The following is a 20177-nucleotide window of genomic DNA, read 5'->3' on the forward strand; positions in this document are numbered from 1 at the left end:
TCGATTGGAAATCTTCGCCGTGTTAGAATTGATGGCCTTCAGGATCACACCAACCGGTAAAAAAAACAGATGAGGTAATACGGGTTTGATTAGCATTATAAACTATGGAATGGGTAACATTGGTTCAGTTGCGAACATGATCAAGAAAGTTGGCGGCGAGTGTGAGATAATCACGACCCCAGAAGAAGTGGTTTCAGCAAGTAAGTTGCTCTTACCGGGGGTTGGTTCATTTGATGCAGGAATGGCAGCATTGAGAGCTAGTGGGTTAGAAGATGCTATCAAAGATAGTGTTGCTAAGAACACACCATTGCTCGGAATTTGTCTAGGTATGCAGTTGCTTTTGGATAAAAGTGAAGAAGGTGTATCTACTGGGTTAGGGCTTGTTTCCGGAAGTGCGAAAAAATTTGATACAACAAAGTACAACATTAAGGTTCCTCATATGGGGTGGAACACTGTCAGTGTTGTAAAAAATAGTGCTTTGTTCGATGAAAGTGATACAGGTGATCGGTTTTATTTTGTCCACTCCTACTTTGTTGAATGTGATGACAAAAGTGATATCGCTACTTTCTCTATCCACGGTGATCAGTTTGTCTCTTCATTTGAAAAGCAAAACATTTTTGGTTCTCAGTTCCACCCAGAAAAAAGCCACAAGTTTGGGATGAAGTTAATGAAACGTTTTTTGGAGCTTTAAATGCTAAAACAGCGAGTGATTCCATGCTTACTGCTTAAGGGTGAAGGGCTAGTTAAAACAAGAAAGTTTAAAAAGCCGAAGTATGTTGGAGACCCTATTAATGCGGTTCGCATATTCAATGATAAAGAAGTTGATGAACTTATCATCCTAGATATAGATGCTTCTCGTCTAGGTGAAGGACCAAATTTCGAGCTAATCGAAAGCGTAGCCAGCGAGTGTTTTATGCCATTGTGTTATGGCGGCGGCGTTCGAACGCTTGAAGATGCCGAAAAGTTGTTTCGAATTGGTATTGAAAAAGTATGCATCCAAACTTCTGCTATTTCAGAGCTTTCACTGGTAACTAACATTGCAAACAAGTTTGGATCTCAAAGTGTAGTCGTATCAGTGGATATTAAGTCTACGTTGTTTGGTAGGAATAAGTTGTACGCAGCTTCTACAGGGAAGACACTACCTCAGAAATGGGAAGAGAGAGTCAAAGAAATCCAATTAGCAGGAGCTGGAGAGGTAGTATTAAACTACGTGAATAATGACGGCCTACGTTGTGGGATGAATTTACAGTTAATAGAAAGAGCTTCATCAATTCTAGATATTCCAGTAATTGCACTTGGTGGTGTGGGCTCTCTTGGTGATATTAGTGATGCAGTAAAACGCGGTGCGTCAGCCGTTGCGGCAGGTGCTTTTTTTGTGTTTCAAGCGCCGCATGATGCGGTTTTGATTACCTACCCTAAATATAAAGACTTAGAAGAATTATTAGAAGGCATCAAATGAAAGGTGAAATAACTGTATGTAGTAGGTGTGTACTCGATACCACGGTTCAAGATATTGTATTCGATGATCAAGGAGTGTGTAACTACTGTCACGATTATGATGAGCGCATTGCACATATTACTTACAAAAGCCCAGAGCAGCGAAAATCTGATTGTGAGCAGTTAATTGAGAAGATTAAGCGAGATGGGAAAAATCAACAGTACGATTGTATCGTAGGGGTTTCTGGTGGGGTAGATAGCTCGTGGTCTCTTATCCAAGCTAAGAAGTTGGGTTTACGGCCGTTAGCAGTACACATGGATAATGGTTGGAATTCCGAGTTAGCCCAGAACAATATTGAGAATTTGATTAGTAATTTAGATATAGATTTGTATACTCATGTCATAGACTGGTCAGAGTACAAAGGTCTAATGCAGGCTTTTTTTGATGCTGATGTGATCGACGTTGAGTTGCTTTATGACAATGCGATGTTGGCGGTAAATTATCAGCTTGCCAAAAAGCACGGTGTGAAGTGGATTCTCTCTGGATGCAACATGTCTACGGAGGGTGTAAGGGTTCCTACAGGATGGAATTGGCTGAAGAAAGACAAGCGTAATATAAAAGCGATTGCGAAGACAAAGAATATTAAATTGCAATCTTTCCCGTCGATTGGGACACTTGGCTTTATTTACTCAGAGTTTGTTAAAAAGATTAAGTGGGTTCCATTTCTCGACTATTTTGAATTCGACAAAGAGTCGGCTCTCAATATGCTGGAAAAAGAGTTCGGATATAAACGGTACCCGTATAAACACTATGAGTCAGTATTCACAAGGTTCTATCAAGGGCATTTGTTGCCTGAGAAGTTCGATGTTGATAAACGAAAGCTCCATTTTTCATCTCTAATCTTGTCCAATCAAATGACTCGGGGAGAAGCGGTAGAGAAGTTGAAAGAAATCCCTTACCCGTCTCAGAAAGAGTTAGAAGAAGATATTAGTTACTTCCTTAAAAAGATGAGTTGGACAAAAGAGCAGCTTGTCGAATACATATCTAGGCCAGAGGTTAAACATGATGCCTTTCCTTCAGAAAATAATTTCTGGGAATACTGTCGTAAAGTTTACTTTAAGTTGTTTCTAAAAGATTAAATTTAGCGCTGTTAGTGACTATGACTAGTATCTAAGTAAGTAATGTTATTAATTGTGTATTAATGCTTCCATACGAGTTGGCTACATTAATTATGTTTAAGTGAGTTATTATTACGCTCGGTCTGTCATGGTATGAATTAATAGACGAGTGGATTGGCGAGATTAGGTGCAGATTTTGGGGATAGGGAAATATAATCCAGATATAGATGCTTTGAGAGCACTATCTGTGATGTTGGTTTTTTTGTTTCATTTGGATGGAGTTATTCCGGGGGGATATGTCGGTGTTGATGTATTCTTCGTGATCTCTGGATTTTTAATTACTAAAATTTTAGTAGGAGAGAGTGTTAGCGGGAACGGAATTGATGGCGTTAAGTTTGTTAAGTCTAGAATTAGACGGCTATTCCCTGCGCAACTAGGGTTATATTTTCTAGTCGTCTTTACTAGCTGGATTTTAGTCGATCCTAAAACGTATATAGATATTTCTAATTCAGTAGTTTGGTCGACTTTATCCCTATCGAATGTGTATTATTTGATGAGTTCAGGATATTTTGATGAATCATCAATAAATAATCCACTTTTGCACACATGGTCTCTGAGCCTTGAACAACAATTTTACATTGCCATTTTTTTTGTGGTGTTTTTATTGAGTAAAACTAAGTACTTGCCCCACTTTTTGTTAGTAAGTTTTACAGCATCTCTCGCCATTTCTACTTATGTCAGTGCAGGCAACAAAGATGCAGCTTATTATCTTCTCTTCTCACGTTGGTATGAATTTTTAGTTGGGTCGTTTGTGTATTACATCTCACTTAGAGGACTGACAGTATTTCGTAACTGGGTTATAGGACTCTTAGGTCTTGCGCTAATTGTGTTAAGTGCATTTACCTTTGATAGTGAAATGGTCTTTCCTGGATATTTTGCCCTGATTCCGACGATTGGAGCCGCTCTTCTCATGCTCCACTTTTTGGGCAATACAAATGACTATTTTGGCCGTGAAAGTTGGTTGGTTAAGGTTGGCAGGGGATCCTATTCAATCTATTTGGTTCACTGGCCGGTAATTGTCTTCTATCGATACTATGTATTTAGAGAGCTAAATTATGTAGATATGTTCGTGATAGCTTTGATTACTTTTGCTATTTCATACTTGTTGTATAGCTTCGTAGAGAAAAGGTTTCGATATTCAAGAGAGCGCAACTCAACCATTTGGATCTCTTTAGCCGTGATGATTTCGGCTGTAAGTTTTGTCATTTATACTGATGGGCGCGCCTCACGAACGTTTGAGGAGCGTGCTATGGATTCTGCAGAGTTCCACCAAAATGCTTATGGTGGCAACGGTAGTGCTCAAGGAACATATGAGATTGGTAAAGAAAATGGTGATGTGTCCTATGCACTTCTTGGAGATAGTTATTCTCGTCAATACATACATGCTATAGAGCAGAATATACAAGGCAAGGCGATAGTTTCTTTAGCTGATGGATGTTTTTTCTCAGATTCATATACCTCTTTTGTCTCCGGAAAACCAAGGCAGGCTTGTTTCGACCGATTGAATGACTTACGAGAAAGATTAAAGGAGACACCCGATATCCCCGTTTTTATAGGTATAAACTGGGGAGGATATTCTACATTAGTGGTTGATGAAAATGGCAACAGAAAGAGCTTTGAAGATGGCAGTTACAATGACTTTATATTAGATAGTATATTGAAACTCCAATCTGTATTAGATACAGATATATACGTATTGGGCGCACCGCCAGGTTTAATTTCTGGAGATCAAAGCTTACGTAATTGCGTAGAGCGACCGAGTATAATGTCACATGCTTGTAAGGATAGGCTTTCGTCTGATATATCTGTTTCTAACTCTCGTAATCTGATGCTACGCGTCGAGGAGATGGTTAGCAATCACGATCGGATGACATTTGTAGATATGACTAAGCCTTTTTGTGTCAATGGAACATGCGAGCCGCTAAATGGTGGAGAGTACATTTACTCGGATGCACACCACCTTTCAAAGGCTGGCGCGAAAATCGCTATTTCATATTACAAAGAACTATTTGAATAGGTCTTTAGATGTAGAATGAAAATTGTTCAGTTAATAACGCGCTCCGACACCGTTGGCGGAGCGCAAGCACACGTTCAGTTGCTATGTCAACAGCTGTTGCAAGACAAGCATCAGGTTCAAGTATTTGCTGGTGGGGAAGGTATTTTTCATCAGCAGCTTAGCGAACAAGGGATATCCTCGCTTCCAATCCTAGAACTCAAGAGAAATTTGAGTCCAATCTCGGATTTCAAAGCGATTCTAGCTATCAGACGTCTTTTAAAGAAAGAAAGACCTGCAGTTTTTGCAATTCATTCAGCAAAATCTGGACTTATTGGGCGATTAGCTGCGTTGAATTTAGGCGTTAAGGTTGTCTATACTGTCCACGGTTGGTCTCACATTAAAAGTGCTTCGAAGCTTTCAGCAGCAGTTTACAAAGTTCTAGATCGAGCGTTATCAGTTGTTACAGATGAGATAATTTGTGTAAGTCAATCGGATTTGGATTATGCACATGACGTTGTTAAGATCTCTCCGGAGAAAACACATTTAGTGTTTAATGGCTGTAATATCCCTGATTTACCGAAATCAACTCGGCACTTTTCAGAACAGGTATTTAAATTGATTTCAGTGACTCGTTTTCAGGCTCCAAAAGATAACTTGACCTTAATTAAGGCATTGCATGCGGCAAATGTTCAATCTGAAAGCAAAAAAGCCCATGTCGATTTCTATGGTGAGGGTGAAGAGTTAGGTGAGGCTAAAAAGTTAGTCAGAGAACTTGGATTAGATCATTTAGTCCATTTCAAAGGGTTTAATAATAATGTAACAGAACTCTACGGAACTTATGATTGCTTTATTCTTTCGTCGTTATCTGAAGGCTTACCTATGTCCATTATTGAAGCGATGGCAAGTCACTTACCAATACTTGCCACTGATGTAGGTGGTATTAAAGAGCTTGTGTCAGAAGGTGAAAATGGATTGATGTTTAAGCCAGGTGGCGTTTCACAACTGTCCGAAGCGATTGGTTATATGATGAATCTCAATAAAGAAGAATTACACAAATTTAAGAAGCAATCATTCAAAAAATATCACGACAAATTTACTGTACAAGACATGTATTTAAAAACTAAGAATTTATATACTATGAGAAATGAATGTTAGTTATCACAGGCTCCTCAGGATTTATCGGTACACACTTAGTTAAATCGTTAAATGGAAAACAAACACTGCTCTTACGTAGAGGGTGCGCTTCCCAGTCCAATGGAGACACACTGTATACAAAGTCACCCAGTGAGCTGTTATCACACTGTGAACGCTTTTCGAAGAGTGATGTCATTGTTCATCTTGCAGGCTTAGCTCATGTTAAAGGAGCATCTCCAGAGGCATTTTTTCGTGCAAATGTCGTTTACCCTGTAGAGTTGTTTAAAGCAGCCGAAAAGCTTGGACTAAAAAGATTTGTTTTTGTTAGTACGATTGGCGTAAACGGAGATTCAACCTCGGCGGGCTTACCATTTGGAGAAAGCTCACCAGCTAAACCTCACAACGAATATGCTCGTTCTAAGCATCAAGCAGAAACATATCTTCTAGCACTTGCCGAAAAGAGTGACGTTGAATTAGTCATAGTTCGGCCGCCACTAGTATATGGCGTCAATGCCCCTGGCAACTTTCGTTTACTTACTAAGCTCATTTCTAAGGTGGGTATTACACCGTTCGGCTTGATAAAAAATCGAAGAAGTTTTATTGCAGTAGAAAATTTATGTAGTTTGTTACAGATTTGTGCTGAGCATCCAGCAGCAGCAGGTAAGGTTTTTTTTCCTTCTGATAATGAAGTGTTGTCTACAAAAGAGTTTGCTTCTCATATTGGTAGAGGTTTAGGTAAAAATATTATCCACTTGCCTATCCCACTTTCAAGTTTAAGGCTATTCGGCCGATTACTTGGAAGAGAGACAATGATTGAGCAACTGGTTGGTGATTTGGAAGTAGACTCTAGTAGTAATACGAGGCTACTTGGCTGGACTGCTCCGCTGTCAATTAACCAAGCAATGTGTTCGCTGAATGAGAAATAAAATGATACGAGTAATTGATTTTTTAGCAGCTTTTTTCGGACTGGTGTTTCTTTTACCAGTGATGTTAGTAGTATCAATCATCGGTTTTTTTGATACGGGTTCACCTATTTTTATTCAAGAACGTATAGGTCGAAACAAAAAAACATTTAAATTAGTGAAATTTAGAACAATGTCCGTAGAGACAAAGTCAGTGGCTAGCCATCTAGCTAGTTCCAATTCTATAACTAAGTTTGGTATGTTTTTGCGCAAGACGAAACTGGATGAGTTGCCGCAGCTTTGGAATGTTTTGAAAGGTGAAATGAGCCTTGTTGGACCAAGGCCTAATTTAGCCAATCAAGGTGAGCTGATTGCAGAACGTGATGCGTTAGGAATTTATAACGTTTTGCCAGGTATCACAGGTTTAGCGCAAATTCAAAATATTGATATGTCGACACCTGGACTGTTAGCAAAGGTTGACAAGCAGATGATCGATACACTTAATCTAAGAGACTACTTTAAGTATATAATAAGGACAGCTACTGGAAGTGGTAGTGGAGATGCAATTAAATAATAACTTCTCCATATTCGCGGCTCTTAGGGATAGGGTATTTAATAAAAAGAGTATAGTATGGCTAGTCTAAACCACATTTGGAATTTACCTAGAGCTTACAAGCGTCTAATAAGTATTACTATTGATGCTATTTTTGTTGTAGCTTCTTTTTATGCTGCTTATTGGAGTCGTATCGGGAATGTAAAGCCTTTCGAAAGTTACTTGACTTGGTATGTAGTATTTGGAACCTTAATAGTAACAGTTTTTGCTTTTACTAGGCTCGGGTTATACCGAGCAATTCTCAGATTTTTAACTTTTCATGCTCTAGCTGTTGTGAGTATCGGCACTGTCATTTCAGCAGCTTCAATATCCGTTTTAGCTTTCTACTTCGACGCACCAGTACCTCGTTCGGTACCAATTATTTACGGTGCATTTTTGTGTTTGCTATGTGGTGGTTCACGTTTAATTGTCAGGGTTTTGGTTTCTCAAGCAAACAGCAAGGGTATGAAGAATGTACTTATTTATGGTGCGGGAGCAGCAGGTCGACAGCTTGCCTTAGCCCTTCGCTCTTCTGAGACTCATAAAGTTATTGGTTTCATCGACGAAGATAAAACCTTGTTCAACACAATAATTATGGGCCTAAAAGTCAAGGGTATTGGTCGTGCTGAGAGGCTTATCGAGAAACATTCCGTTAGCCAAATTTTGCTCGCAGTTCCTAGTGCATCAAGGGCACGTCGGAAAGAAATCCTAGACTCCCTTGTTCATCTTTCAGCAGAAGTTCTTACTGTTCCTGACATGAAAGATATTGTCGATGGAAAAGCTCAAATCGATGAGTTAAAAGACGTCGCAATAGAAGATTTGCTTGGGCGTGATTCAGTAGCACCTCAACAAGCTTTAATGGAAGCAAATATCAAAGGCAAGGTGGTTATGGTCACAGGAGCGGGAGGCTCTATTGGCTCAGAGCTTTGCCGTCAAATTGTCAGACAGAAACCGAATGCTGTGGTTCTGTTTGAACTTTCTGAGTTTGGTTTGTATCAAATTGATCGTGAATTATCGAACTTGGTCGAAGCTGAAAGATTGAATGTAGAAATTGTCCCACTACTCGGTTCTGTACAACGCATAAATCGATTGGCTACCACCATGAAGAGCTTTGGTGTTCAAACGGTTTATCATGCTGCTGCATATAAGCACGTACCTTTAGTTGAATACAATGTGGTTGAAGGCGTTCGCAATAATGTCTTCGGAACCTATTATACCGCGAAAGCTGCTATTGAAGCTCAAGTTGAATCGTTTGTTTTGATTTCTACTGATAAAGCTGTAAGACCTACCAATGTGATGGGGACCACTAAACGTATGGCTGAGTTAGGTCTTCAGGCATTAGCAGAGCAGGAAAATGCTAATGAGAGTGGGACCCGTTTTTGTATGGTTCGATTCGGCAATGTCTTAGGTTCTTCGGGTTCGGTTATCCCTCTGTTCAAAAAGCAGATCGCAAGTGGTGGCCCAATTACAGTCACTCATCCAGATATCATTCGTTATTTCATGACAATCCCTGAGGCAGCACAACTGGTGATTCAAGCAGGGGCCATGGGAAAAGGTGGCGATGTGTTTGTCCTTGATATGGGGGAGCCTGTAAAAATTACCGATCTAGCGGTTAATTTGATTCAGTTGTCAGGATTAGAATTGAAAGATGACAATAACCCATACGGTGATATCTCAATAGAATTCTCTGGACTACGCCCAGGCGAAAAGCTATTTGAAGAGTTGTTGATTGGAGATAATGTTGGTGAAACCGCTCACCCTAGAATTATGACGGCCAACGAACGTTTTCTTCCTTTGGATGAATATATTAAGGTTATTGATAACTTAGATAAGGCTTGCCACAACTTTGAGCATGACAAAATTAGAGAGCTATTGCTTGAAGCACCGACTGATTTTAATCCTACGGATGGAATTGGTGATTTAGTCTGGCAGAAGCTTCGTGATGCTCAAGAAGATAACGCTGATACGATCCATTAGAATAAATAAGAGCTCCTTAATCGGAGCTCTTTTTGCATCCACAGCAACTACAAAATCTGCTTCAAAACCCGATCCGCTTTCACTCGCGTAATCTTCCGCATAAGTTTTTGAACCGCTTCTGGGTAGTCTTCCGCTTTGTCTAATTGCCTGTAAGTACAGATGAGCTGAGTATGCTGTAGAATATTCGTCACCTCTTTTTCAAACTGAGGTGTCAGATGATGGAAGTTGTCTTGAATAAATATAGCGTTCTCTAGATCTAAGCTCCATGCTCTAGGGTTAAGGTTATTGCCTGTGATTAGCATGTAGCGCTTATCTACCCAAATACCTTTTAGATGGAAGCTATTTTCCTCATGTTTCCATAAGTGGATAGACAGTTTACGACTGGCGATATTGGCTTCATTTGACTTAGCAAACTGGCGTAAGTTACGCTCATAGAGGTAAGGTAAACCACCAATGGTTTTAAACTCTTCCTCAGGTGCGATATAGAAGTCATTGGCCATTTTGTCGCCTACGACGATGGTCACTTTCACGCCACGCTTTAGCGCTTTTTTTACTTCCTTAGCTACGCTACGTGGGAAGTTAAAATAGGGTGTACAGATGAAAATTTCATCTTTGGCCTGTGCAAGTAACTGGTTGATACCTTGATTAAGCTTGTTGCGCTTTTTGCCAACCCCTACGATAGGTGTTACAGCAACCTGATCTTGAGAAACTGTCTGTGATTCAAATCGATAAGAGGACTTGGCAAGAGAAGCTCTCAATTGGCGAATCTGAGCTTTTATCTCTTTGGTCTCTGGCTTCTTTGAACACGCTAGGTTATTTACTGCAGGGTGGTCGATCATCTCTTTCTGAACAAAGTTGACCATACTATCAGCTAGTGCTTTGTTATTTAGCACATGATATCGGTCGAAACGATAACGTTCTTTGTAGTTGAGATAGATGTTGTTAAGACTTGCACCACTGTAGATAACTTGGTCATCAATAATGAAGCCTTTTAAGTGCAAAACGCCGAATACTTCACGTCCACGAACTGGAACACCATAGATAGGAATTCTGTGTTCGTATTTATCTGCGAAGCTTTTATACATAGAGGCGTTGGTTTCGCCAGGTTCAGCACCGATTAAGCCGCGCTGAGCACGATGCCAATCAACACAAACATTGATCTCAAGACCAGGGTTACGCTGTTTGGCTTCATAGAGCTCAGTTAAGATCTCTCTTCCTGCCTCATCATCCTCCAAATAAAGAGCAACCAGGTAGATTCGTTTACTTGCCTGACGAATCGCTTCTATTAAGCGAGTTCGAAAATCTTTAGCGGCATACAATGTCTCAAACTGAGCTGGGTCTTGCGCCAAAGTAGGAAGTTGTTCGAATAAGTTCCTATTAGTCATCATGTTGGATGGGTTACCTTTACTTAAAGTGGACAAGGATATTAGCAAAATGTGCTAGCAGTTCCTAGTTACCAGATCCTAGTTCGACAATGCTAGTTGTAAAACCTGTGATTTACTGATTAGAACGAAGACTGATTTCACCACCGATGAAGGTTTCTAAGCCATTTTCGGTTTCTAAGAGAACTGCGCCTTGTTCGTTGATACCTCTGGCGGTGCCGCTAATCTCCCTAGGTCCCATAAGCAGTTTTACCGGGCGGTTGATAAAGTTATCCAAGCGATTCCATCTCTCGACAAAGCCTGCCATCCCATACAGTTCATAATCATCTAAAGCCTTGTGTAGGGTGCTGATCATGCTAATCGCCAGTTGGTTTCTATCAATCTGTTGATTATCTGCAACCTCATCTAAGCTGGACCAAGGCTGGGTAATGCCTTCAGTCGCCTCGGACATAATTAAGTTGAGCCCCATACCTATTACAAGGTTGGCCGCTGCACCAGCCTGGCCTGACATTTCGACCAGAATACCTGCGAGCTTCTTGTCTTGATAATAGAGATCGTTCGGCCACTTTAGTTTTACTCCTGTCAGCCCCATCTCTTCGAGAGCTTCGACGATTGCCACGCCAACCACCAAGCTTAACCCCATAGCGGCTGCCATACCGGCATCTAAACGCCAAAACATCGATAAGTATAGGTTTGAACCAAAAGGAGATACCCACTCGCGCCCACGGCGACCTCTGCCTTTGGATTGATATTCCGCAAGGCATACTGAGCCAGACTCTAAGCTATCGACTCTATCAAGTAGATATTGGTTGGTTGAGTCAATAATAGGTATCAGCTCTATTCGGTTAGTTAAACTTTCTTGAAGAATGTTTTTATCGAGCAATTGCATAGGCTTGGCGAGCTGGTAGCCCTTGCCCTGCACGCGAAACACATCGACTCCCCAAGCTTGGATACCTTTAATATGCTTACTGATCGCGGCTCTGGATACGCTAAGCTTATCTCCTAGTTCTTCTCCAGAGCGAAATCCTCCTTGTGATAAAGCCTTCAAGATAGAAAGTTTTACGGAATGTTCTTTCATTGCTGGCTCTCTAATATTGTCTCTAGATTCGTTTCTGCATGAGAACCGATAAATCTCACTTCATGTTCTAATGCAATCTGATATTTATCCAATACGGTTTGACGCACTGTTGCTGCTAATTTGATCACATCGTTTGCGGTCGCATTGTCTGTATTTACTAGCACCAATGCCTGTTTAGGGTGGACTTGAGCACCACCGATTTGATGGCCTTTTAATTGGCATTGATCTATTAGCCAGCCAGCGGCGACTTTTACGCCATCTTGTGTTGGGTAGGCAGCAATATTGGGGAATTGTTTACTCAAATTTTCGAACTGCTGGTTCGAGATAACCGGGTTCTTAAAGAAGCTCCCTGCATTGCCTAGCTTGGCAGGGTCAGGCAGCTTTTCCATTCGGATTTGGCAAACTCGCTCAAACACTTGCTGCGCGGTGAGCGTTTTGCTTTGTAGAGATTGAAGCGGGCCATATTCGATATTTGCTGACCACATTTTGGGGAGCTTCAAGCCGATCGCTATAACCATGACTTTCTCAAACAGCTCATGTTTAAATATGGAGTCTCGATAGCCAAACTGACACTCTTCAGCGCTCAGCCGCTTGGTATTGAAGGTTTCTAAACAAAGTACGTCAACGTATTCGCAGATATCTTTCAGCTCAATACCGTAAGCGCCGATATTCTGAATCGGAGCGCTGCCTGCACAGCCGGGGATGAGAGCGAGGTTCTCTAATCCATAGTAACCTTGTTCAACACTCCATTTCACCAAACTTGGCCAATCTTCACCGCCAGCGATATGCAGGTGCCAATGCGTGTCGGTTTCATTGACCGACTTACCAAGCAAATTATTGACTACCACCACGCCTTGATAGGGTTGGGTAAACAAGATATTGCTGCCTTTGCCCAAAATCAGTTTAGGGAGATCCAACCATTCTTGTTTTTGATAGACATGTTTAATTTCCTCAACGCTTGCAACTTCAACCAGATAAGAGCAGGTTTGCGAGATAGCAAAGGTGTGGGAGCGACTAAGATCGGCGTTAGCTAATATTTGCATCGGATTTATCGAGTAATCTAAACTGCCTGCATTCTACCCTAAATTGAAGTTTGGTGATAATGAGCCCAATGCAGATTGAAACCTTAGACCCAATAAAACTCCCCCTTGTATTGCGTTTGTACAAAGCTCACTATCCTTCAGGCAAGGCGAAAAAGGATGAGTTGACCATTGTTGGTTCCATTGAGCAGCAAATCGTTTCACTGGTTCGGTTTAGAAACATTGAGCAATTCCGTTTGCTAACCGGAATGCTAGTGATACCCGAACACAGAGAAAGCGGTTTAGGCCATCAGTTAATGGGTTACTGCGCTCAGCATGTTTTAGCGGAGCATGACTTCTGCTTTGCCTACGCACATCTAGAAACATTTTATGCTCAACATAACTTCAAGACGATTGACGCGAGTCAGTTACCTAACTCGCTAAAAGGACTGTTTGAACGTTATAGCCTTAAGAAGCAACTCGTAGCAATGAAGTACGTCAAACCAGCTCGGTAAAGCGTTTGCTTTATAAAGCTGATGCTCCATAATGTTTCAGTGATTGAGGGAGCAAGCATGAAAAGCGCCGACAAAATATTACAAACCATAAAAAGAGAGGGGGCTGTTTCCGCCAAGCAGCTTGCCGACGCACTCGATATGACCACCATGGGGGCGCGTCAACACCTACAAGCTCTTGAAAGTGAAGAATTACTCACCTTCGAAGACTTGAAAGTCAAAGTAGGGAGACCTACTCGGCACTGGTCGTTGACAAAAAAAGGTCATGCTCAATTTGCCGATCGTCACAGTGAGCTGACTATTCAAGTCATAGAAGCGGTAAAAAACTTGTTTGGTCAAGAGGGCTTGCAAAAAGTGGCAGATGAGCGAGAATCCAAAACATTAGCTCTCTACCAAGAAGAACTCAGCCATTGCCCCGACTCCTTTGCTAAGCTGCAAAGGCTTGTTGAATTGCGCCAACAAGAAGGCTACATGGCGGAGCTTGAAAAGACAGGTAATGGTTACCTGCTGATTGAAAATCACTGCCCTATTTGTAAAGCAGCGACACGTTGTCCGAGTTTGTGTCGCTCAGAATTAGCTATTTTTCAGACTTTACTTGGTGACGAGTTATCTGTCGAACGCACAGAACATATCGTTGCTGGGCAGCGAAGGTGTGTTTATCAAATTAAAGGCATGTCATTTTAAAGTGTCTCAAATCTAAGAAAATTATTTTCAGGCTCACCAACTTCGTCTGAATCGCCTATCCTTACATTGCGGTGTTGATAATTTAGTCATCATTTAGGGAGGCTGTATGAGCTCACCATTAATCAATCAAACCCTACCTTCTTTCGATGAGCTAATGGCAATGGCAGAGCATAATCCAGAAGGTTTTTCTCAGTTAAAACAGGATATGTGTAAAGAAATGATTCTTTCGGCTTCAGAGGAAATGCAAGACCGACTATGGGCGCAGCAAAGCCATATCGATCGTGTTGTCGGAAGCTGCAAAAACCCCAACCATGCCAATGTGCTCCTCATGCGCGAACTCGTCTCCCAAATGGTAAGATTTCAAGATGTGCTTGATGGTGATGTGAGCGAAATAGACCCACAGCAAAGTGCACAGGTTATTCCTTTGGATGATTGGCGTTAACTAGCAGCTAATTGATGATCTTACTTTCCTTTTCCAGACGGCTAATAGTGTCAGATGGGCTCTGGCTATGCTAGTATTCTCAGCTTAGTTAAAATATCTTTAGTAAACATAAGCAAGTTGCTTGTAAAAGGACTATGTGTGAGCGAGCAAAATCAACAACTAACAAATCAACACTATTCACCTCAAGTTCCTCCTTCTTATCATAACAATGATGAAATTGACCTTAGAGAGTTGGTCAAAGCTCTTTGGGAGGGCAAGTTAACAATAATTGTAACTACGCTAGCTTTCGTTGTCGGCGCGGTATTTTTTGCGCTTAATGCTCAGGAGTGGTGGTCGTCAAAAGCTAAAATCACTCAACCACAGACACAAGATATTGCTGCTTACCAACAACAGGTTAAACAATATCAACCTGTATTCGATATTTATCAAGATGATGGTACGGTACTTGTTAATGACGAACTGGAGAGCTTGATTGATACGAAGGTTTTATTTAAGCGCTTTATTGATGCATTTAGATCCAGTAATAATAAACGAGATTTTCTAGATATAAGTGAAGAGTTTAAAGCTTTCAAAGAACTGCTTGAGGGGCAAGATGATGATATAGATGCAATGCGTTTTTTATATGCAGCTTGGTTTGAAAAAATTACTGTCAAACAAGATGGGCAGGGAAGTGGTAACCCTTATGACATAGCTCTTCAATCAACGTCTAAAGAAAGTAGTTATACTTTGCTCAATGAATATATTGAGATTATTAAGCGCAAAGCTCATCAAGATGCACTTAATAACTTGCAAGCAATGGTGGATGGTAAGCGCAATGAATTGGTCCAGCAGAAACGAATTTTAGAAAGCCAAGCGGCTAACAAGTTACTTGTTGAAGCAGAAAGAACCAAGTATGCATTGGATATAGCCAAAGCAGCTGGTGTGACACAACCTATCCAAACTAATAGTAGCAATGAAATCTTTGGCATTGACTTAGGCACTAAAGCTCTAGAAGCGAAAGTTAAAGCGCTAGAGTCCGTGAAGAATTTAAGTGTAGTAGAGCCGCGTCTTCAGCAAATTGACGCAAAGCTTGAAATGCTTGAGAATCTTAAGATAGATCGTTCCATCCAGTTCCAGACTTTCCGTTTCTTAGAGAATGTTGAGCAGCCGATAACTCGTGATAAGCCAAAACGTGCTCTAATTGCTGTCCTAGGTACGTTGCTAGGTGGCATGCTTGGTGTTGCAATTGTTCTAGTTCGATTTGCATTTCGCAGAGAAGAAGACTAGCAAGTCTTTCTGTTAATGATTTATAAACGCCTCATAAGCGAAAGTCTCATGAGGCGTTTTTGTTTATTAGGTTATGATTAAGCTTATCTCTGAACCAGATCACAAAAATCCACCATCTTCCCCTTGGATTTCCTAAATTTACCCCTCATATAGATAGCACAAGACTTTGAAGCCTTGTGCTTTTGCGCAATGCAATTATCAAACAACATAGAAATTTTCAGGAGAGACGACCGATGAACATTCGTCCATTACACGACCGAGTTATCGTAGAACGCCAAGAAGTTGAATCTAAGTCAGCGGGTGGCATTGTTCTAACAGGTTCTGCTGCAGAGAAATCGACTCGCGGCGTAATTCTAGCTGTGGGTAAAGGCCGCATCCTAGAAAACGGCACAGTGCTGCCGTTGGACGTTAAAGTTGGCGACACTGTTATCTTCGCTGAAGGCTACGGCACTAAGACTGAAAAAATCGACGGCAAAGAAGTGCTAGTGATGTCTGAAAACGACATCATGGCAATCGTTGAATAATAGCAATCATTGAGTAATTTTTTGCTCAGGTTCAGCTGAAAATCAAAACAAAGAATTTAGACAAGGAAACTAAAGATGGCTGCTAAAGACGTTAAATTTGGTAATGACGCACGTGTAAAAATGCTAGAGGGTGTAAACGTTCTGGCTGACGCGGTAAAAGTAACACTAGGCCCTAAAGGTCGTAACGTTGTTCTAGACAAATCTTTCGGTGCACCAACCATTACTAAAGATGGTGTATCTGTAGCGCGCGAGATCGAACTTGAAGACAAGTTCCAAAACATGGGCGCGCAAATGGTTAAAGAAGTCGCATCTCAAGCAAATGACGCTGCGGGTGACGGCACAACTACAGCAACTGTACTTGCTCAGGCTATCGTCAATGAAGGTCTAAAAGCAGTTGCTGCTGGCATGAACCCAATGGATCTTAAGCGCGGTATCGATAAAGCAGTAGTAGCGGCAGTTGAAGAGCTAAAAGCGCTTTCTGTACCATGTGCAGACACTAAAGCTATTGCACAGGTAGGTACTATCTCAGCAAACTCTGATGCAACAGTAGGGAGCATTATTGCTGAAGCGATGGAAAAAGTGGGCCGCGACGGCGTTATCACTGTTGAAGAAGGTCAAGCTCTACAAGATGAGCTAGACGTAGTAGAAGGTATGCAGTTCGACCGCGGTTACCTATCGCCTTACTTCATCAATAACCAAGAAGCGGGTAGTGTTGATCTAGAAAACCCATTCATTCTTCTAATCGACAAGAAAGTTTCAAACATCCGTGAGCTTCTTCCTACCCTAGAAGCCGTAGCGAAAGCTTCTCGTCCACTATTGATCATCGCGGAAGATGTTGAAGGCGAAGCGCTAGCGACTCTAGTTGTGAACAACATGCGTGGTATCGTAAAAGTTGCAGCAGTTAAAGCCCCTGGTTTTGGCGACCGTCGTAAAGCGATGCTACAAGACATCGCTACTCTAACTGGTGGTACAGTTATCTCTGAAGAAGTTGGTCTAGATCTAGAGAAGGTTGTGCTAGAAGATCTAGGTCAAGCGAAGCGAGTTGCTATCACGAAAGAAAACACAACTATTATCGACGGTGTCGGTGAAGAAGCTATGATTACTGGTCGTGTTGCACAAATCCGTCAGCAAATCGAAGAAGCAACTTCAGATTACGACAAAGAGAAGCTACAAGAGCGCGTTGCTAAGCTAGCAGGCGGTGTTGCGGTAATCAAAGTGGGTGCAGCGACTGAAGTTGAAATGAAAGAGAAGAAAGACCGCGTTGAAGATGCACTTCATGCAACTCGCGCGGCAGTTGAAGAAGGTGTAGTTGCTGGTGGTGGTGTAGCGCTAATCCGCGCAGCTTCTAAGATCACTGAACTTCAAGGTGATAACGAAGAGCAAAACGTCGGTATCCGTGTAGCACTACGTGCGATGGAAGCACCTATCCGTCAAATCACTATGAACGCGGGTGATGAAGAGTCAGTGGTTGCGAACAACGTTCGTGCAGGCGAAGGTAACTATGGTTACAACGCTGCATCTGGTGAATACGGCGATATGATCGAGATGGGTATCCTAGATCCAACAAAAGTCACTCGCTCTGCACTTCAGTTTGCAGCATCAGTCGCGGGTCTAATGATCACTACTGAAGCCATGGTTACTGACCTACCACAAAAAGATGCGCCTGCAATGCCTGATATGGGTGGCATGGGCGGTATGGGTGGCATGGGCGGTATGATGTAATCCCCCGAGTTACTTATAGCGATTCTAAAAGCGGAGACTTCGGTCTCCGTTTTTTTATGTCTCTAAATGCTCGTGCACATAGCCGCGAATAAAAGGTACCATCTCAGCTTCAAACCAAGGATTTTTCTTTAACCACAAAGTATTGCGTGGTGAGGGATGGGGAAGTGGTAGATACCTTGGTGTCCAGCGCTGCCATTGCTGAACGGTTTCAGTCAATGTTTTTGGTTTATCTGATAAATAGTAATTTTGCGCATACTGGCCGATAAGTAAGGTCATACCGATATTAGGTAGTTGAGCAAGAACACGTTGATGCCAGAGTGGAGCGCACTCTTTACGTGGTGGTAAGTCGCCACTTTTCCCTTTTCCCGGATAACATAAACCCATTGGCATAATCGCCACTTTGCTTGCGTCGTAGAAGGTCTCTTTGTCGAGCGCTAACCACTCACGCAGCCGATTACCGCTTGGATCATTCCAAGGAATTGAGGTTGCATGCACGCGAGTGCCTGGGGCTTGTCCAATGATCAAAATCTTTGCTGTACTTGAAGCTTGAATCACTGGGTTGGCACCCAGTGGTAGCTCTGGCTCACAAGCTCTACAAGTTCGAACTTCTTTAAGCAGTTGCTTTAACATCAGTAGCCTTTGCTTGGGTCGACAACATTCACTAGCGCAAATCCATCCCGCCAACGCTGATAGTTTTCGGTAAAAATATCAATAACTTGTTCTGGGATGCTTAATGCCGCGATATGAGGAGTGACGGTAATCGCAGAATGTTGCCAGAAAGGATGTTGCTCACTAAGGGGTTCTTGCTTAAACACATCAAGATAGGCATGGCTGATGTTTCCGTTGGTAAGTGCTGCTAACAAGCCATCTTCATCTACTGCACTGCCGCGACCGACATTAAATAACAGTGCGTTAGTACAATGACTTAAACTATCGGCATTAAGGATATTCTCAGTTTCTGGTGTATTAGGTAACGTGTTGACTACGATATCTGCTTGTTTGAGCGCTGTGGCCAGCTCTTGAATATGGTAAGTGGAATCAAAAGGGGATTGCTTGGCTGGAATGCCACTTCGATTGACACCAATTGGCTCAATGGCAAAGCTTTTAGCCACACTCGCAAGATATGCGCCTATCGAACCAGTACCTAGGATAACCATTTTCTTCTTCGCCAGAGACTGATATAGCCTAGGCTGCCATTGGTTTTTCGTTTGTAGTTGGCGATAGTGATCAAAATGGCGGTAGTGTTCAATTGAATAACCCAATACGTATTCAGCGATTTGTTGGCCGAAGATACCTTTTACATTGGTTAACTCGCCTGAAAAGTCATCTAAGTTGCTCACTAGTGCGTCGACACCTGCATAAATAGACTGTATCCATTCAAGGTTGGGGAAATCATTAATATGCCCAGCGGCGAGCGGAGGAGAGGCAAGTAGGATGGTTGCCTCACAACACGATGAAGTAATTTTTAGTTCTGGAAGTGCCGCTTGTTCTAGTAACTGTTGGTAGTGGCTATCATCTTCGGTAAGAAGATACACTTTATGAGTGAAATTGTTCATCGCCTTGCTTTTTTCCCTGTTGGTTATCAAGTACACTTTCGCTGTCTAAATCAGCAACTAGGTCTATTGACCCAAAGAGTCCCTATGCTACAGAACCCTCTTCAGCTTCGCCTTGAGAAGTTAGAACCATGGCAACAGATTACCTTTATGGCGAGTCTGTGTGAACGTATGTACCCAAACTATGCAATGTTTTGTGATAGTACCGAGTTTGCCGAAGCACGTGTTTACCGTGATATTTTAGACAGCATTTGGGAGCAACTCACTGTCAAAACCGCAAAAGTGAATTTTGAGCGCCAGCTAGAAAAGCTCGAAGAGATCATTCCAAGCTCAGAAGACTTTGATTTTTATGGTGTCTATCCCGCGATTGATGCTTGTGTTGCGCTATCTGATCTTATACATGGCTTGCTAGATAGAGACTACTTGTTTGATAACATGCACAAAGTGAGTCAACTGTCGGTGATGACAGTGGCTCAGCTTGAAGAAGCGCAATCAGGTGAAGAAATCACTAACGACAACCAAAAACAGAATGAAGCGGTTTGTGGTGAGTGGGATGTACAGTGGGCGATCTTCCGTCCGTTAAGAGAAGCGGAACAGCGTGATATTGAGCTGATCAAAGACTTACGTGCTGAGCTTCGTGATGAAGGCGTCAGCAATATTGGAATAGAGCTATAGAGCGCTATTCTATAGTTAAGCTTTCCCTATTTTAGTTTGTACAAAAAGAAGAGGGTTGACGCTTTCACGTCAACCCTCTTTTTTGTTATCCAGTTATCCAGTT

20 protein-coding genes are annotated in these 20177 nt (G+C 41.9%); 15 read left to right on the forward strand and 5 right to left on the reverse strand.

Going from position 1 to position 20177, the window contains the following annotated elements:
* Positions 1 to 85: 85 nt before the first annotated feature.
* From hisH to ZX61_RS08300, 8 genes are all read left to right on the forward strand, one after another.
* The gene (hisH, locus tag ZX61_RS08265) at positions 86 to 691 is read left to right on the forward strand and encodes an imidazole glycerol phosphate synthase subunit HisH (protein WP_049844202.1); all 606 of its coding nucleotides are present in this window, start codon (positions 86 to 88) and stop codon (positions 689 to 691) included.
* The gene (locus tag ZX61_RS08270; RefSeq protein ID WP_049844203.1) at positions 692 to 1459 is read left to right on the forward strand and encodes an AglZ/HisF2 family acetamidino modification protein; all 768 of its coding nucleotides are present in this window, start codon (positions 692 to 694) and stop codon (positions 1457 to 1459) included. It begins immediately after the preceding gene.
* Entirely contained in the window at positions 1456 to 2577 is a 1122-nt protein-coding gene (locus ZX61_RS08275; protein ID WP_049844204.1) for an N-acetyl sugar amidotransferase, read from the forward strand. The genes ZX61_RS08270 and ZX61_RS08275 overlap by 4 nt, the downstream gene beginning before the upstream one ends.
* A 166-nt stretch (positions 2578 to 2743) precedes the next feature.
* Entirely contained in the window at positions 2744 to 4633 is a 1890-nt protein-coding gene (locus ZX61_RS08280; RefSeq protein WP_049844205.1) for an acyltransferase family protein, read from the forward strand.
* A 15-nt stretch (positions 4634 to 4648) separates the two neighbouring features.
* Positions 4649 to 5767: a glycosyltransferase family 4 protein gene (locus ZX61_RS08285; RefSeq protein ID WP_049844206.1), complete on the forward strand. Its 1119-nt coding sequence runs from the start codon at positions 4649 to 4651 to the stop codon at positions 5765 to 5767.
* Complete coding sequence (locus tag ZX61_RS08290) at positions 5761 to 6672, forward strand: NAD-dependent epimerase/dehydratase family protein (protein WP_049844207.1); 912 nt, start codon at positions 5761 to 5763, stop codon at positions 6670 to 6672. Before ZX61_RS08285 ends, ZX61_RS08290 begins: the two co-directional genes overlap by 7 nt.
* 1 nt (position 6673) lies before the next feature.
* Positions 6674 to 7222, forward strand: coding sequence for a sugar transferase (locus ZX61_RS08295; protein WP_049844208.1), 549 nt, complete (start codon positions 6674 to 6676; stop codon positions 7220 to 7222).
* Between the two features lie 57 nt (positions 7223 to 7279).
* Entirely contained in the window at positions 7280 to 9217 is a 1938-nt protein-coding gene (locus ZX61_RS08300) for a polysaccharide biosynthesis protein (RefSeq protein WP_049844209.1), read from the forward strand.
* A 47-nt stretch (positions 9218 to 9264) separates the two neighbouring features.
* On the opposite strand, the gene pssA is transcribed toward ZX61_RS08300, so the two are convergent.
* The 3 genes from pssA to murB form a co-directional block, all read right to left on the reverse strand.
* On the reverse strand, positions 9265 to 10605 hold the full coding sequence (gene pssA / locus ZX61_RS08305; RefSeq protein WP_049844210.1) for a CDP-diacylglycerol--serine O-phosphatidyltransferase: 1341 nt from the start codon (positions 10603 to 10605) through the stop codon (positions 9265 to 9267).
* 109 nt (positions 10606 to 10714) lie between these two features.
* Positions 10715 to 11677: a bifunctional biotin--[acetyl-CoA-carboxylase] ligase/biotin operon repressor BirA gene (gene birA / locus ZX61_RS08310; RefSeq protein ID WP_049844211.1), complete on the reverse strand. Its 963-nt coding sequence runs from the start codon at positions 11675 to 11677 to the stop codon at positions 10715 to 10717.
* A complete protein-coding gene (gene murB, locus ZX61_RS08315) occupies positions 11674 to 12720 on the reverse strand; it encodes a UDP-N-acetylmuramate dehydrogenase (RefSeq protein WP_049844212.1) in 1047 nt (348 codons plus the stop codon). Before murB ends, birA begins: the two co-directional genes overlap by 4 nt.
* A 68-nt stretch (positions 12721 to 12788) precedes the next feature.
* Here murB and ZX61_RS08320 point away from each other — a divergent pair, with 68 nt between their 5' ends.
* The 6 genes from ZX61_RS08320 to groL all read left to right on the forward strand — a co-directional run bounded on the left by ZX61_RS08320 (position 12789) and on the right by groL (position 17846).
* Positions 12789 to 13211 carry a GNAT family N-acetyltransferase gene (locus ZX61_RS08320; protein WP_082173436.1) on the forward strand — a complete coding sequence of 141 codons (423 nt, stop codon included), beginning with the start codon at positions 12789 to 12791 and terminating at the stop codon, positions 13209 to 13211.
* Between the two features lie 57 nt (positions 13212 to 13268).
* A complete protein-coding gene (locus ZX61_RS08325; RefSeq protein WP_049844214.1) occupies positions 13269 to 13892 on the forward strand; it encodes a helix-turn-helix transcriptional regulator in 624 nt (207 codons plus the stop codon).
* Positions 13893 to 13998: 106 nt separating this feature from the next.
* Entirely contained in the window at positions 13999 to 14334 is a 336-nt protein-coding gene (locus ZX61_RS08330) for a DUF3135 domain-containing protein (protein ID WP_049844215.1), read from the forward strand.
* A gap of 138 nt (positions 14335 to 14472) precedes the next feature.
* Positions 14473 to 15600, forward strand: a complete 1128-nt coding sequence (locus ZX61_RS08335) for an LPS O-antigen chain length determinant protein WzzB (protein WP_049844304.1) — start codon at positions 14473 to 14475, stop codon at positions 15598 to 15600.
* A 233-nt stretch (positions 15601 to 15833) separates the two neighbouring features.
* Entirely contained in the window at positions 15834 to 16124 is a 291-nt protein-coding gene (locus ZX61_RS08340; protein WP_019277572.1) for a co-chaperone GroES, read from the forward strand.
* A gap of 75 nt (positions 16125 to 16199) precedes the next feature.
* Entirely contained in the window at positions 16200 to 17846 is a 1647-nt protein-coding gene (gene groL / locus ZX61_RS08345) for a chaperonin GroEL (RefSeq protein WP_049844216.1), read from the forward strand.
* Between the two features lie 54 nt (positions 17847 to 17900).
* On the opposite strand, the gene ZX61_RS08350 is transcribed toward groL, so the two are convergent.
* Together ZX61_RS08350 and ZX61_RS08355 are read right to left on the reverse strand one after the other, a co-directional pair.
* Complete coding sequence (locus ZX61_RS08350; protein ID WP_049844217.1) at positions 17901 to 18476, reverse strand: uracil-DNA glycosylase family protein; 576 nt, start codon at positions 18474 to 18476, stop codon at positions 17901 to 17903.
* Positions 18476 to 19402, reverse strand: a complete 927-nt coding sequence (locus ZX61_RS08355; protein ID WP_049844218.1) for a D-2-hydroxyacid dehydrogenase — start codon at positions 19400 to 19402, stop codon at positions 18476 to 18478. Before ZX61_RS08355 ends, ZX61_RS08350 begins: the two co-directional genes overlap by 1 nt.
* Before the next feature lie 84 nt (positions 19403 to 19486).
* On the opposite strand from ZX61_RS08355, the gene ZX61_RS08360 reads away from it, so the two are divergent.
* Positions 19487 to 20074: a YjaG family protein gene (locus ZX61_RS08360; RefSeq protein WP_049844305.1), complete on the forward strand. Its 588-nt coding sequence runs from the start codon at positions 19487 to 19489 to the stop codon at positions 20072 to 20074.
* Positions 20075 to 20177: the final 103 nt, after the last annotated feature.

The organism is Vibrio sp. VPAP30 (genome assembly GCF_001188205.1).
Lineage (GTDB): Bacteria > Pseudomonadota > Gammaproteobacteria > Enterobacterales > Vibrionaceae > Vibrio > Vibrio bivalvicida.

Excerpts from the sequence above, each read along its gene's own strand:
- birA (WP_049844211.1), bottom strand. The coding sequence starts at position 11,677 with ATGAAAGAACATTCCGTAAAACTTTCTATCTTGAAGGCTTTATCACAA.
- murB (WP_049844212.1), bottom strand. The coding sequence starts at position 12,720 with ATGCAAATATTAGCTAACGCCGATCTTAGTCGCTCCCACACCTTTGCT.
- ZX61_RS08320 (WP_082173436.1), top strand. The coding sequence starts at position 12,789 with ATGCAGATTGAAACCTTAGACCCAATAAAACTCCCCCTTGTATTGCGT.
- ZX61_RS08270 (WP_049844203.1), top strand. The coding sequence starts at position 692 with ATGCTAAAACAGCGAGTGATTCCATGCTTACTGCTTAAGGGTGAAGGG.
- ZX61_RS08285 (WP_049844206.1), top strand. The coding sequence starts at position 4,649 with ATGAAAATTGTTCAGTTAATAACGCGCTCCGACACCGTTGGCGGAGCG.
- ZX61_RS08300 (WP_049844209.1), top strand. The coding sequence starts at position 7,280 with ATGGCTAGTCTAAACCACATTTGGAATTTACCTAGAGCTTACAAGCGT.
- ZX61_RS08290 (WP_049844207.1), top strand. The coding sequence starts at position 5,761 with ATGTTAGTTATCACAGGCTCCTCAGGATTTATCGGTACACACTTAGTT.
- ZX61_RS08355 (WP_049844218.1), bottom strand. The coding sequence starts at position 19,402 with ATGAACAATTTCACTCATAAAGTGTATCTTCTTACCGAAGATGATAGC.
- ZX61_RS08360 (WP_049844305.1), top strand. The coding sequence starts at position 19,487 with ATGCTACAGAACCCTCTTCAGCTTCGCCTTGAGAAGTTAGAACCATGG.
- ZX61_RS08325 (WP_049844214.1), top strand. The coding sequence starts at position 13,269 with ATGAAAAGCGCCGACAAAATATTACAAACCATAAAAAGAGAGGGGGCT.
- pssA (WP_049844210.1), bottom strand. The coding sequence starts at position 10,605 with ATGATGACTAATAGGAACTTATTCGAACAACTTCCTACTTTGGCGCAA.
- ZX61_RS08330 (WP_049844215.1), top strand. The coding sequence starts at position 13,999 with ATGAGCTCACCATTAATCAATCAAACCCTACCTTCTTTCGATGAGCTA.
- ZX61_RS08340 (WP_019277572.1), top strand. The coding sequence starts at position 15,834 with ATGAACATTCGTCCATTACACGACCGAGTTATCGTAGAACGCCAAGAA.
- ZX61_RS08295 (WP_049844208.1), top strand. The coding sequence starts at position 6,674 with ATGATACGAGTAATTGATTTTTTAGCAGCTTTTTTCGGACTGGTGTTT.
- ZX61_RS08350 (WP_049844217.1), bottom strand. The coding sequence starts at position 18,476 with ATGTTAAAGCAACTGCTTAAAGAAGTTCGAACTTGTAGAGCTTGTGAG.
- ZX61_RS08275 (WP_049844204.1), top strand. The coding sequence starts at position 1,456 with ATGAAAGGTGAAATAACTGTATGTAGTAGGTGTGTACTCGATACCACG.
- groL (WP_049844216.1), top strand. The coding sequence starts at position 16,200 with ATGGCTGCTAAAGACGTTAAATTTGGTAATGACGCACGTGTAAAAATG.